At 45.7% G+C, this 13,471-nt stretch carries 13 protein-coding genes, 1 tRNA gene and 1 pseudogene; 14 read left to right on the forward strand and 1 reads right to left on the reverse strand.

The features are described 5' to 3' along the window. Window positions 1-76 precede the first annotated feature (76 nt). Window positions 77-1,273 carry an MFS transporter gene (locus tag EDD74_RS08480; RefSeq protein WP_116441618.1) on the forward strand — a complete coding sequence of 399 codons (1,197 nt, stop codon included), beginning with the start codon at window positions 77-79 and terminating at the stop codon, window positions 1,271-1,273. A 103-nt stretch (window positions 1,274-1,376) separates the two neighbouring features. On the opposite strand, the gene EDD74_RS08485 is transcribed toward EDD74_RS08480, so the two are convergent. Beyond that, window positions 1,377-1,459, reverse strand: a tRNA-Leu gene (locus EDD74_RS08485). A gap of 138 nt (window positions 1,460-1,597) precedes the next feature. Here EDD74_RS08485 and EDD74_RS08490 point away from each other — a divergent pair. From EDD74_RS08490 to EDD74_RS08550, 13 genes and pseudogenes are all read left to right on the forward strand, one after another. Further along, window positions 1,598-2,527, forward strand: coding sequence for a beta-ketoacyl-ACP synthase III (locus EDD74_RS08490; protein WP_116441619.1), 930 nt, complete (start codon window positions 1,598-1,600; stop codon window positions 2,525-2,527). A gap of 117 nt (window positions 2,528-2,644) precedes the next feature. Then, window positions 2,645-2,863 (forward strand): acyl carrier protein, encoded by a 219-nt coding sequence (gene acpP, locus EDD74_RS08495; RefSeq protein WP_008976653.1) that lies wholly within the window; start codon window positions 2,645-2,647, stop codon window positions 2,861-2,863. A 25-nt stretch (window positions 2,864-2,888) separates the two neighbouring features. Continuing rightward, window positions 2,889-3,830, forward strand: a pseudogene (fabK, locus tag EDD74_RS08500) (enoyl-[acyl-carrier-protein] reductase FabK); the annotation flags it as partial. Further along, window positions 3,823-4,770 carry an ACP S-malonyltransferase gene (gene fabD, locus EDD74_RS08505; RefSeq protein WP_116441620.1) on the forward strand — a complete coding sequence of 316 codons (948 nt, stop codon included), beginning with the start codon at window positions 3,823-3,825 and terminating at the stop codon, window positions 4,768-4,770. The pseudogene fabK and the gene fabD, both read left to right, overlap by 8 nt. A 73-nt stretch (window positions 4,771-4,843) precedes the next feature. Further along, window positions 4,844-5,632, forward strand: coding sequence for a 3-oxoacyl-[acyl-carrier-protein] reductase (gene fabG, locus EDD74_RS08510; RefSeq protein ID WP_116441621.1), 789 nt, complete (start codon window positions 4,844-4,846; stop codon window positions 5,630-5,632). 18 nt (window positions 5,633-5,650) lie between these two features. Then, the gene (fabF, locus tag EDD74_RS08515) at window positions 5,651-6,886 is read left to right on the forward strand and encodes a beta-ketoacyl-ACP synthase II (RefSeq protein ID WP_008976649.1); all 1,236 of its coding nucleotides are present in this window, start codon (window positions 5,651-5,653) and stop codon (window positions 6,884-6,886) included. A gap of 49 nt (window positions 6,887-6,935) precedes the next feature. Beyond that, window positions 6,936-7,472, forward strand: a complete 537-nt coding sequence (locus EDD74_RS08520; RefSeq protein WP_116441622.1) for an acetyl-CoA carboxylase biotin carboxyl carrier protein — start codon at window positions 6,936-6,938, stop codon at window positions 7,470-7,472. 4 nt (window positions 7,473-7,476) lie between these two features. Continuing rightward, on the forward strand, window positions 7,477-7,905 hold the full coding sequence (fabZ, locus tag EDD74_RS08525) for a 3-hydroxyacyl-ACP dehydratase FabZ (protein WP_008976647.1): 429 nt from the start codon (window positions 7,477-7,479) through the stop codon (window positions 7,903-7,905). A gap of 16 nt (window positions 7,906-7,921) precedes the next feature. After that, window positions 7,922-9,262, forward strand: a complete 1,341-nt coding sequence (locus EDD74_RS08530; protein ID WP_008976646.1) for an acetyl-CoA carboxylase biotin carboxylase subunit — start codon at window positions 7,922-7,924, stop codon at window positions 9,260-9,262. A 12-nt stretch (window positions 9,263-9,274) separates the two neighbouring features. After that, entirely contained in the window at window positions 9,275-10,996 is a 1,722-nt protein-coding gene (locus tag EDD74_RS08535) for an acetyl-CoA carboxylase carboxyltransferase subunit alpha (protein WP_116441623.1), read from the forward strand. 47 nt (window positions 10,997-11,043) lie between these two features. Further along, window positions 11,044-12,117 (forward strand): NAD(P)H-dependent flavin oxidoreductase, encoded by a 1,074-nt coding sequence (locus tag EDD74_RS08540; protein ID WP_008976643.1) that lies wholly within the window; start codon window positions 11,044-11,046, stop codon window positions 12,115-12,117. Window positions 12,118-12,178: 61 nt separating this feature from the next. Further along, the gene (locus EDD74_RS08545) at window positions 12,179-12,640 is read left to right on the forward strand and encodes a MarR family winged helix-turn-helix transcriptional regulator (RefSeq protein ID WP_009263059.1); all 462 of its coding nucleotides are present in this window, start codon (window positions 12,179-12,181) and stop codon (window positions 12,638-12,640) included. A gap of 5 nt (window positions 12,641-12,645) precedes the next feature. After that, window positions 12,646-13,386: an NAD-dependent protein deacylase gene (locus tag EDD74_RS08550; protein ID WP_039861582.1), complete on the forward strand. Its 741-nt coding sequence runs from the start codon at window positions 12,646-12,648 to the stop codon at window positions 13,384-13,386. Window positions 13,387-13,471 lie beyond the last annotated feature (85 nt).

Here is a 13,471-nt window from a genome sequence, read left to right on the forward strand (position 1 = left end):
GTGCCTTTGTTTTGATTGGATATGATGATATAATGCAATCCGACTATAATATTACATTCATTTTAAAGGAGCAGTTATGACAAAACAAAAAAACTACAAAAAAACACTTATAGCTTGCTATCTCGGTTTTGTTACCCAAGCGATATCTGCCAATTTCACTCCTCTGTTATTTTTGACGTTTAAGAACACTTATGGAATTGGATTTGAAAAGATTGCGTTGATTCCGATGGTATTCTATCTCACACAATTACTGATTGATCTTGCTGCCACAAAATTTGTTGACAAAATAGGATACCGTACCTGTGTAGTTTCGTCTCAGGTGTTATCCGCAGCAGGGCTTGTTTCAATGGCTATTCTGCCTGAATTGCTTCCTGTTTCCTTTGCGGGTATTTTGATTGCAGTCATCCTTTATGCTATGGGCAGTGGTCTTATTGAAGTATTAGTAAGTCCGATTGTGGAAGCTTGTCCTTTTGAAAATAAAGATGGGATGATGAGTTTACTACACTCCTTTTATTGTTGGGGGGCTGTAGGCGTGATTTTAGGTTCCACCCTCTTTTTTACAGTATTTGGTGTAGAAAATTGGAAGATACTTACAATGATTTGGGCAGTGGTGCCGTTATATAATGCATTCAATTTCATCTCTTGTCCGATGGAACGTTTAGTGGAAGATGGAAAGAGTATGCGGATCAGCCAATTGCTTAGATTGCCGTTGTTCTGGTTGATGATATTGCTTATGGTATGTTCCGGTGCATCTGAAGCGTCTATGGCTCAATGGGCATCTTCGTTTACAGAATCTGCGATGGGTGTTTCTAAAACGGTTGGTGATTTGGCGGGGCCTTGCCTGTTTGCGGTATTTATGGGAATATCTCGAATAGTATATGGAAAAATGAGCGAGAAGCTGGACTTGACTAAAACAATGTTGGCATGTGGTGTGTTATGCGTAATATGCTATTTGATGGCATCTCTGTCTTCGACACCAATGATCGGATTGGCAGGCTGTGCCCTTTGCGGACTTTCGGTTGGAATTATGTGGCCAGGAACGATCAGTATTTCGTCACAGAAGTGTCCAAGGGGTGGCACGGCAATGTTTGCATTTTTAGCCCTGGCAGGAGATTTAGGCGCTACGATCAGTCCTGCAATGGTAGGAAATATTTCTAATATGTTTGGCGGGAATCTCAAAGTGGGATTGTTTGCTGCGACTGTATTTCCGCTGATACTGATTGTCGCCCTGGCTGTACAGTTGAAAGGAAAGCGGAAAGAAAAAACGGCATAGCCAAAAGGCATGCCGTTTTAAAGTGAAAATTTGAGAGACAAAAATCATCGGGGCACCTTCCGGAAGAAAAGTGCCCCAATGATTTTATCTCTGTTCAAATGTATGCGGAAAATGGGACTTGAACCCACACGTGGTAACCCACACTAGAACCTGAATCTAGCTCGTCTGCCATTCCGACATTTCCGCTAACAAAATGTATTCTATCATATGGAAAATGAAAAAGCAAGAGAAAAATAAAAAAATGTTGACAAAATTGATTATTGTGATATACTTTGAATATCAAAATATTTTAAAACAAAATAATAAGAAAGAAAAAGTAAAACAATGGTAGGAAGAGTGACAGGAACCGGCTCGTATGTGCCGGAGAACTATTATGACAATTATGATTTAGAGAAGTTTGTGGATACGAGTGATTCATGGATTCGGGAACGGACCGGGATCGCAAGACGACATATTATATCAGAAGAAGAGACAACGGTCACGATGGCATGGAAAGCTTCCGAGAGGGCGCTGGAAGATGCAAAGATTCATCCAGAGGAAATTGATCTGATCATTGTAGCGACGATTTCTTCGAATGTAGTCCTTCCGTGTACCGCATGTGAGGTGCAGAAGAAACTTGGCGCGAAACATGCAGTCTGTTTTGATCTAAATGCAGCATGTACAGGATTTCTATTTGCTTACAATACTGCGCAGACTTATATTGCAGCGGGACTTGCAAAATGCGCACTTGTTATAGGAACCGAGAGTTTGTCTAAGCTTGTGGACTGGACAGACAGGAGTACTTGCATTTTGTTCGGTGACGGAGCAGGAGCCGCTATACTTCAGGCAGAAGAGGGCGATTTTCCGTCGATGGTATTCCATTCAAACGGGGCACAGGGGGAGGCGCTCTCCTGTGGCAGTAGAGAAGACTATATTCATATGGATGGACAGGCGGTATTTAAATTTGCGGTCCGACAAGTGCCTCTATGTATCAGCGAATTGTTAGAGAAGGAGGGGCTTGCACCGGAAGATATTGATTACTTTATCCTGCATCAGGCGAATCAGAGAATTGTAGAGGCAGTTGCAAGGAGGCTTGGACTTACAGTAGAAAAATTTCCAATGAACCTTCAGGAGTATGGAAATACTTCCTCGGCAAGTATTCCAATCCTGCTTGCTGAGCTGAAGCGATCCGGTGTACTGAAAAAGGGACAGAAGATTGTGCTGGCAGGGTTTGGAGCAGGACTTTCCTGGGGAGCCACATTGATTGAGTGGTAATAAAAAGGGTAATTCCCGGAGAAATGAAAGATGTTTCTGCCGGATTACAAATAAAATGAAAAAATGAAAAACGCATGCAGACCATATGCATGTAAGAGAAAAAGGAGAATATTCACTATGTTAGAAAAGGTAAAAGAAATTGTAGCAGATTCATTAGGAGCAGATGTAAGTACATTGACTGCAGAGTCATCTTTTAAGGAAGATCTGGGAGCAGATTCCCTTGACTTATTTGAGATGGTTATGGCTTTTGAGGAAGAATTTGGAAGAGAGATTCCGACAGAGGATTTAGAACAGCTGACAACAATCGGAGCAGTTGTTGCATACTTAGAGAAATAAAAAAGACAGGAAAAGGAAAGGTGTCCGTATGAGAACAGATGTGACAAAACTACTTGAAATTGAATATCCGATCCTTCAGGGAGGAATGGCATGGGTTGCAGAGCATCATCTTGCAGCCGCTGTATCCGAAGCCGGAGGTCTGGGATTGATCGGAGCAGCGAGCGCGCCGGGAGAATGGGTGCGGGAGCAGATCCGGAAGGTGAAAGAGCGAACAGAGAAGCCGTTTGGAGTCAACATTATGCTGATGAGTCCATATGCCGATGAAGTAGCGAAAGTCGTGGCGGAAGAAGGTGTGAAGGTTGTGACGACCGGCGCAGGAAATCCGGAAAAATATATGAAACTGTGGAAGGATGCGGGCATCAAAGTTATTCCAGTTGTGGCATCCGTCGCGTTGGCAAAGAGAATGGAACGGTGTGGCGCAGATGCGGTTGTGGCAGAAGGTTCTGAGGCGGGGGGACATATCGGAGAAAATACGACGATGGTTCTCGTTCCTCAGATTGCCGATGCAGTATCCATCCCGGTCATTGCAGCGGGAGGAATTGCAGATGGGCGCGGGGTTGCAGCATCCTTGATGCTGGGGGCATCCGCAGTGCAGGTTGGCACACACTTTGTCGTGACAAAGGAGTCGGTGGTGCACGAAAATTATAAGAAATGTATTATCAAAGCGAAAGATATTGATTCAAAAGTAACAGGAAGAAGTACCGGACATCCAATCCGTGTACTGAGAAATCAGATGACAAAAGAATACCTTCGGCTGGAAAAAGAAGGAGCTTCTTTTGAGGAATTGGAAAAGCTTACGCTGGGAGCGCTTAGAAAGGCAGTCGTGGAAGGAGATGTAGTCAATGGCAGTCTGATGGCAGGATTAAGTGCAGGTCTTGTCAAAGAGGAATTCAGCTGTCGGGAATTGATTCAAAAACTGATGAGCGAGGCGGAAGCGTGTCTGAAAGGGGCGAAGCTTTATGAGTAAAATAGCATTTATTTTCCCGGGACAGGGTGCACAGAAGACTGGTATGGGAAAAGATTTTTATGAACAAAGCCAGAGGGCAGCAGAAATTTATGATGCTGCATCTAAGAGGCTAAAAGAAGAAATGGAAATAGACATCAGAACTCTTTGTTTTGATGAGAATGATAAATTAGACCAGACAGCTTACACACAGGCAGCGCTTGTGACTACTTGTCTTGCGATGGCAAGGACCTTAGAAGAAAAGGGGGTTCGTGCAGATATAACGGCGGGTCTAAGTCTGGGAGAATACTGTGCTATTGCAGTAGCAGGCGGAATGTCTGATCTGGACGCAGTCTGGGCAGTACGAAAAAGAGGAGTCCTTATGGAAGAGGCAGTGCCGACGGGAGTTGGTGCAATGGCAGCAGTTCTGGGACTTTCTGCAGAGCAGATCGAGAAAGTAACAGAGGAGATCAAGGGAGTGACGGTCGCAAACTATAATTGCCCGGGACAAGTGGTGATCACCGGGGAAACGGACAGTGTGGATGCGGCAAAAGAAAAACTATTGGAGTGTGGTGCCAAGAGAGTACTTCCGCTAAATGTGAGTGGTCCATTTCATTCGCCGATGTTAAAAGAGGCAGGAGAAAAGCTGTCCGAGGTGCTTGACCAGATCCACTTCCATGAGCTGGAGCTTCCATATGTGACAAATGTGACAGCAGAACCGATCACGGATATTTGTAAGACAAAAGAACTGCTGAAGGAGCAAGTGGCGGCCTCTGTCAGATGGCAGCAGAGTATGGAGCGGATGATCGAAGATGGTGTAGATACATTTATAGAGATTGGTCCGGGAAAGACACTGGCAGGCTTTTTAAAGAAGATCAATCGAACGGTCACGGTTATGAACATTAGTTGCATTGAAGATGTGGATAAAGTAGCTTCGGCAGTAAATCTATGTGGAGAACTTTAATGGGAAGGAAAGCGCCCGGAAGAATCTGACAGAAAGGAAGCAGAGAGGATAGCATTCTCTGGTAGGAAAAAAGATGGATAGAAAAGAAGAACAAAATCAGGAAAGAAACAGACAGAAAGAAATTTTTGCGGGAAAAGTTGCGGTTGTGACTGGAGCTTCTCGTGGGATTGGACGTGCAATCGCTCTGGAACTTGCCCGAAAAGGAGCAATGGTTGTGATCAACTATAACGGATCGGAAGAACGAGCGCGGGAAGTACAGAAGTGTATCGAAGAAGAAGGAAATGAAGCAGCTATCATGCAGTGCGATGTATCTGACTTTCAGGCATGCGAAGCATTTTTCAAAAAGGTGATCGAACAGTTTGGAAGGCTGGATATTCTTGTAAATAATGCGGGAATTACGAAAGATGGATTGTTGATGAAGCTGTCTGAGCATGATTTTGACAGTGTGGTGGATACAAATCTGAAAGGAAGCTTTCACTGTATGAGATTTGCGGCAAGACAGATGATCCGGCAGAGAAGTGGAAGGATCATCAATCTGTCCTCTGTTTCCGGTGTAATGGGAAATGCAGGGCAGACAAATTATTCTGCGTCAAAAGCAGGCGTGATTGGGCTGACAAAAGCGGCAGCGCGGGAGCTGGCGGCAAAAAATATTACAGTGAATGCAATTGCACCTGGATTTATTGCAACAGATATGACAGAAAAACTTTCCGATCGCGTAAGAGAAACGGTGGTGACACAGATTCCGATGGGGCATTTCGGGACAGTGGAAGATATTGCACATGCGGCAGTATTTCTTGCTACAGAAGAAGCGGCATATATTACCGGGCAGGTACTCTGTGTGGACGGCGGAATGGCAATGTAGAAAATGAGGGAGAACGACATGAAAAGAAGAGTAGTTGTGACAGGATTAGGAGCAGTGACTCCGATCGGCAATAATGTGGAAACATTCTGGAATGGAATCAAAGAGGGAAAAGTCGGGATCGGGCCGATCACAAAGTTTGATACAGCTGAGTACAAAGTAAAGATTGCGGCGGAAGTGAAAGGGTTTTCCGCAAAAGAACATATGGATTTTAAGGCGGCAAAACGAATGGAATTATTTTCCCAGTATGCAGTGGCGGCGGCAAAAGAGGCCTGTGCGGATGCCGGACTTGAGATGGAAAAAGAGGATCCATATCGGGTAGGAGTCATTGTAGGATCTGGAATCGGAAGTCTTGCCACAGTCGAGAAAGAGTATGAAAAGATACTGGAAAAAGGGCCGGCAAGAGTCAATCCGCTCATGGTGCCATTGATGATCTCTAATATGGCAGCAGGAAACGTGTCGATTCACACTGGAGCCAAGGGAAAATGTACAAGTGTTGTTACAGCCTGTGCATCTGGAACCAATTCGATTGGAGATGCGTTCCGGGCAATTCAGTATGGCGATGCAGATGTGATGTTTGCAGGTGGAAGTGAGAGCTGCATCTGTCCGACCGGAGTTGCAGGGTTTACGGCATTGACTGCATTGACAACAACAGAAGATCCACTTCGTGCCTCCATCCCGTTTGACAAGGAACGGAGCGGATTTGTGCTTGGAGAAGGAGCGGGCATTGTTGTGCTTGAAGAATTAGAACACGCAAAGGCAAGAGGAGCGAGAATCTACGCAGAAGTCATCGGATATGGCTGTACTGCCGATGCATTTCATATTACTTCTCCGGCGGAAGATGGAAGCGGCGCCCAAAAGGCAATGCAGCTTGCGATGGAGGAGGCAGGAATTGCTCCGGAAGAGGTGGATTATATCAATGCACATGGAACAAGCACCCACCACAATGACTTGTTTGAAACAAGGGCAGTGATCGCTGCATTTGGAGAGGCAGCACATAAACTTAAGATCAATTCTACAAAATCGATGATCGGCCATCTGCTCGGAGCGGCAGGCGCTGTGGAATTTATTACTTGTGTCAAATCCATAGAAGAAGGGTTTATCCATCAGACTGTGGGAACTATGGAGGCAGATCAAGAGTGCACACTTGATTATGTGCTCGGTGCGCCTGTCAGACAGGAAGTGTGCTGTGCGATGAGTAACTCACTTGGATTTGGCGGGCATAATGCAACACTTCTGATCAGAAAGTATCATTAGTACGATCGGATTCGCTTTCAGAAAGTCATTGGGAAAAGAGGTACAAGAAATGGAAACAGAACAGTTAATACAGCTGATTCAGGCGGTGTCTGCATCCGAACTGACACAGTTTAAGTATGAAGAAAAGGGAGTGAAGCTCTCTCTTAGAAAAGGAGAAAAAAGGACTGGATACCCTGCCGGTACAACGGCAGAAGGAGATATGGAAAGTCAGATCGGTTTCTCCGGAAATGCAACTTCCGGGAAGAAAATGACAGAGGAAGAGGCAAGCAGATTGGATTCGCAGAAAGAAAAGAAGCAGGAGAATCTGGTACAGAGTTGCGAGGAAGTTCAGGAGGAACCAGAAGGAACGATTGTGACCTCACCGCTTGTCGGAACATTTTATGAAGCTCCGGCAGAGGGAGAAGCGCCTTATGTGAAAGTGGGCGATATTGTTCAGAAAGGGCAGATGCTTGCAATCGTGGAGGCGATGAAGCTGATGAATGACATTGAAAGCGATTTTGCAGGTACTGTGGCAGAAATCTATGTGGCAAATGGAGAGGCTGTTTCTTACGGACAACCGCTGTTTCGAATTGTAGAAGGGAAGTAGAGAGATGAAACGATTGAATGTAAAGGAAATAGAAGCGATTATTCCACATCGCCATCCATTTCTTCTGATTGATTACATAGAAGATTATGAGCCGGGAAAATATGCGGTCGGATATAAATGTGTGAGTTATCGGGAGGAATTTTTCAAAGGACATTTCCCGCAAGAACCGGTGATGCCGGGAGTATTGATCGTGGAGGCGCTGGCGCAGGTTGGAGCTGTAGCTATTTTGAGCATGGAGGAAAATCAAGGCAAAACAGCTTATTTCGGAGGAATCCAGAAATGTCGCTTTCGTGAGAAAGTGATTCCGGGAGATCAATTGAAACTGGAAACAAAAATCATCAGACAGAAAGGACCGCTTGGAATTGGTGAGGCAGTCGCAAGTGTGAATGGGAAAATCGCAGCGACTGCAGAGCTGACGTTTATGGTAGGATAGGAAAAAGGGTGGAACTATGATAAAGAAAGTGTTAGTCGCGAACCGCGGAGAAATCGCGGTGCGTATTATAAGGGCATGTAGGGAGATGGGAATTGAGACAGTTGCAGTGTATTCGCAGGCAGATGAGGAGGCGCTTCATACACAGCTTGCAGATGAAGCAATCTGTATCGGACCGGCGTCATCTTCGGAAAGCTATCTGAATATGGAGCAGATCATCAGTGCCACCTTAGTATCCGGGGCAGATGCCATTCATCCAGGATTTGGATTTTTATCGGAGAACAGTAAATTTGTGGAACTGTGTGAGAAATGCAACATTACGTTTATCGGTCCTTCCTCTGAAGTGATTCAAAAGATGGGGAATAAAGCACAGGCGCGGAGCACAATGATAGAAGCGGGTGTTCCGGTCATTCCGGGAAGTAAGGAAGCAGTAAGGGACGTTTCACATGGCGCTGAAATTGCAGAGGAGATCGGTTATCCGGTAATGATCAAGGCGGCGCTTGGAGGCGGCGGCAAGGGAATGCGTGTGGCAGAAACCCGCGAGACATTTGCGGCAAGCTTTCAGACGGCTCAGAAAGAAGCACAGATGGCGTTCGGAGATGGAACGATGTATCTTGAGCGATTTGTGAGAAATCCACGGCATATTGAATTTCAGATTCTGGCAGATTGTTACGGGAACGTAATCCATTTGGGAGAGCGTGACTGTTCGATTCAGAGAAATCATCAGAAGATGATTGAGGAGTCACCGTCTGTGGTGATTGATGAGGAACTTCGCAGTAGAATGGGACAGGCGGCAGTGCAGGCGGCAAAGGCGGCAGGCTATACCAATGCAGGAACCATTGAATTTCTTCTGGAAAGAGATGGTCAGTTCTATTTTATGGAGATGAATACGCGGATTCAGGTGGAGCATCCGGTGACAGAGTGGGTGACCGGGATCGATCTGATCCAGGAACAGATACGGATTGCATCCGGACTTCCGCTGTCTTACCGGCAGGAGGACATCAAGCTTTCCGGGCATGCGATTGAGTGCAGGATCAATGCGGAAAATCCGGACAAAAATTTCCGTCCATCTCCGGGTACGATCACAGATCTTTATCTGCCAGGCGGAAAGGGCGTGCGGATTGACACGGCGATTTACAGCGGATATACAGTTCCGGCATATTATGATTCTATGCTGGCGAAGCTGATCGTACATGCAGATACAAGAGAACAGGCGATCAGCAAAATGCGTACTGCGCTTGGCGAAGTGATCATCGAAGGAATTGACACGAATATTGATTATCAGTATGAAATTATGAATCATCCGGATTATCAATCCGGAAAGATTGATATTGAATTTATCTCTAAATGGCAGAGGTAGGAGTGAAAAGACATGAAGCTGAAAAATATGTTTAAGAAAACCGGTGGAAAGAATTATATTTCCCTGACGGAAGGAAGAAAGCCGGAAGTGCCGGAAGGGCTTTTGCGAAAATGTAATAACTGTAAAGCTGCAATCATCGCGGAGGATGTCAGAAGAGGATATTATATCTGTCCAAAGTGTCATGCGTACTTTCGTATGGATGCATGGAGAAGAATTGAGACAATCGTAGATCCGGGTAGTTTTGAAGTGTGGGAGGAAGCAATTTTAGATGGAAATCCCATGGGATATCCGGGGTATGAAGAAAAATTACAGAATGTGCGGGAAAAGACCGGACTTGATGAGGCAGTTGTGATCGGAAAGGCAGAGATTGAAGGAAGGAAAGTTGTACTTGGAGTCTGTGACGGAAGATTTCTCATGGCAAGTATGGGGGAGGCTGTCGGCGAAAAGATCGCGGGGGCAGTAGAGCGTGCGACAAAAGAGAAACTTCCGGTCATTCTCTTTGCCTGCTCCGGTGGGGCGAGAATGCAGGAAGGGATTTTTTCTTTAATGCAGATGGCAAAGACAGCAGCGGCATTAAAACGTCACAGTGATGCGGGACATCTGTATATCTCAGTGCTTACCGATCCGACGACCGGAGGTGTGACCGCAAGCTTTGCGATGCTTGGGGATTTGATTTTGGCAGAGCCAAATGCGCTGATCGGTTTTGCGGGTCCTCGTGTCATTGAACAGACAATCGGACAGAAACTTCCGAAGGGCTTTCAGCGGGCCGAGTTTCTTTTAGAGCATGGCTTCATTGATCAGATCGTAGAGCGGGAAAAGTTGCGGGAAACATTGGGGAAAATCTTGAAATTACATCCGGGACAACCAGATCGTACTGCGCAGACAAAAGCAGAGGAGATGCAGAACAAAAAGCAAAACGAGAAAGAAGAGGAGGAACTGTGTCAGATACGGGAAATGACATCGTGGGAGCGTGTACAGGTTTCCAGGAAAAAAGATCGCCCGGTTGGATCTGACTACATCAGGGAGTTGTTTGATGATTTTGTGGAACTGCATGGAGACCGTCTTTTTGGAGACGACAAGGCGGTTGTCGGCGGGATTGCACAGTTCTGTGGGGAACCAGTCACGGTCATTGCACAGGAAAAAGGGACAACGACAAAAGAAAATATTGCGAGGAATTTTGGAATGCCGTCACCGGAGGGGTATCGAAAGGCATTGCGCCTGATGAAGCAGGCGGAAAAATTCCATCGTCCGGTTCTCTGCTTTGTCGATACACCGGGGGCATTTTGCGGCCTGGAGGCAGAAGAGCGAGGACAGGGAGAGGCAATTGCAAGAAATATTTATGAGATGTCTGCGCTCAAAGTTCCAATCCTCTCTGTGATCATCGGGGAGGGTGGAAGCGGCGGTGCACTTGCACTGGCGACAGCAGATGAGGTGTGGATGCTGGAAAATTCAATCTACTCGATCTTATCACCGGAAGGGTTTGCATCAATTTTGTGGAAGGACAGTAAGCGGGCAAAAGAAGCCGCGGAAGTTATGCGACTGACTGCAAAAGATTTGTATGAGGCAGGAATTGTAGAGCAGGTCTTTGCAGAACCGGAAGCATTCACAAGTGAGACCTTTGCTCCGGTGACAGAGAAGCTTCGAGAGCATATCAGAAGATTTTTGAAAACGTATCAGGGAATGGAAGAGTCAGAGCGCACAGAAAGAAGATATCAGAGGTTCCGGAGACTGTAAGAGAAATATACATCGAAAATGAGTAAGCAAAGAGATAGGTATCAGGTATGAAGTTAGAAGAAAAAGGATTACGAATTGGGGAAAAGCAGCTCAAAGTTCCGATCATCCAGGGAGGAATGGGAGTCGGGATCAGTCTTGGCAGACTGGCCGGGAGCGTGGCAAAAGAAGGTGCGGTTGGTATCATTTCAGCAGCGCAGATAGGGTATCAGGAGCCTGAGTTTGACACAGATGCAAGAAAGGCAAATTTGCGTGCAATTGAAAAAGAGATGGAGAAAGCAAGGGCAATCTCGCCGGATGGGATTATTGGATTTAATATTATGGTAGCGATGCGCCATTATGAAGACTATGTCCGGGAGGCTGTCCGTGCCGGAGCAGATCTGATCATTTCGGGTGCAGGCCTTCCGACAGAACTTCCGAAATATGTGGCAGGGAGCAACGTACAGATTGCACCGATTGTTTCTACGGAAAAATCAGCGAAAGTCATTCTGAAATATTGGGATAAGAAATATCAGCGAACGGCAGATGTGCTTGTGATCGAAGGACCGTCTGCCGGAGGGCATCTCGGATTTACAAAGGAACAGATTACATATTATGATGTAGAAACTTATGCCGGGGAAATCAAAAAGATCAAGAATGTTGTCCGAGAATACGAAGAGCGCTATGGAAAGAAGATTCCTCTGTTTTTGGCAGGTGGAATTGAGAATCACAGTGATGTAAATCGGGCACTTGCACTTGGTATGGATGGTGTACAAGTGGCGACAAGATTTGTGACAACAAAAGAATGTGATGCCGATCAACGATACAAAGAAGCATATTTAAATGCAACAGAAGAGGATATCGTTATTGTGAAAAGTCCGGTGGGAATGCCGGGACGTGCGATTTTAAACTCGTTTATGAAGAAAGTGATGGCGGGGGAGCAGATTCCTCACAGTCCGTGTCATGGATGTATTAAAAATTGCAGACCGCAGGAGATTCCTTATTGTATTACGGATGCGCTGATCGCGGCAGCAAAGGGCGATATTGAACATGCGCTGCTGTTTTGTGGAGCATATGCTTACCGGGCACAAAAAATAGAAACCGTGAAAGAAGTCATTGCTTCTTTGATGAATCCGTGTGTATAATATCAACATAAGAATGTCGGCAGCAGACAAAAACAAGATGTTGGTAAAGGAGCCGGAGACAGTGAATACATATGAAACAATCAATCATGTTCTCGTTCATTTGTTTAATGAAATATGGGAGCTGGAAGAAAAGGCGATCATCACAGAAGAATACAAAGATATCAGTAACAATGACATGCATATCATCGAAGCAATCGGGCTGGGGGAAGGAAGTACGATGTCTGTGATTGCAAAAAAACTCAATATTACCGCAGGATCACTTACGACATCGATGAACAGTCTTGTGAATAAGAAATATGCAGTCAGAGAGCGGAGTGAGCAGGATAGGCGTGTCGTTCATATCCGTCTAACCAAAAAGGGAGAGAGGGCATTTTATCACCATCAGGAATTCCACCGGAAGATGACAGAGGCAGTGATCAATTGTCTCGGGGAAGAGGAACTGCCGGTGCTTTTAAAGACACTGGATAAATTGTCGGAATTTTTTAGAGAATATCCGATTGAGCAGGGAGAGAAGAAGGAATAGGAGGAATGCTCGTGGAAGAGGAAAGCAGACGCGAGATAGAGCGGTTACAGCAGATGATCGATGAAAGTCAAAAAATTGTATTTTTCGGCGGCGCAGGGGTATCTACGGAGAGTGGGATTCCTGATTTCCGAAGTGCAGACGGGCTGTATCAGCAAAATTATAAGTATACCCCGGAGCAGGTTGTGAGCCATAGTTTCTTTGTGCGCAATCCGGAGGCATTTTATGAATTTTATAAGGAGAAAATGATGTTTTTGGAGGCGGAGCCGAATCCAGCCCACGAAAAGCTGGCACAGTTGGAGCATGTGGGGAAACTGACTGCGGTGATCACGCAGAATATCGATGGTTTACACCAGAAAGCGGGGAGTGAACAGGTGCTGGAACTGCATGGAAGCATTCATAGAAATTACTGTCAGAAATGTGGAAAGTTCTATGACGCAGCCACCGTGAAGGAAGCAGACGGAATTCCGAGATGTATCTGTGGAGGAATCATTAAGCCGGATGTTGTTCTGTATGAGGAAGGCTTGGACAGCAGTGTGATCCGGCGTGCGATCCGGGCGATCAGCGAGGCAGATATGCTGATCATCGGGGGAACATCCCTTGTTGTTTATCCGGCGGCTGGATTTATTGATTATTTCCGTGGAAAATATCTTGTGGTCATTAATAAAAGTGAGACAGCGAGAACTGTGGAGGCAGATCTTTGTATCCGCAGGCCGATCGGGGAAGTATTTGCACAGATTCAGCTGTAAATTGTGATGGTTCATGTGGGAGGGAATATCTCCATTCTTTTTCCTATAAGAATGTAACATAAGAAGGATTTGGAACTTTGCCAAA

The sequence above is a fragment of the Faecalimonas umbilicata genome (assembly GCF_004346095.1).
GTDB classification, from domain to species: Bacteria; Bacillota; Clostridia; order Lachnospirales; family Lachnospiraceae; genus Faecalimonas; species Faecalimonas umbilicata.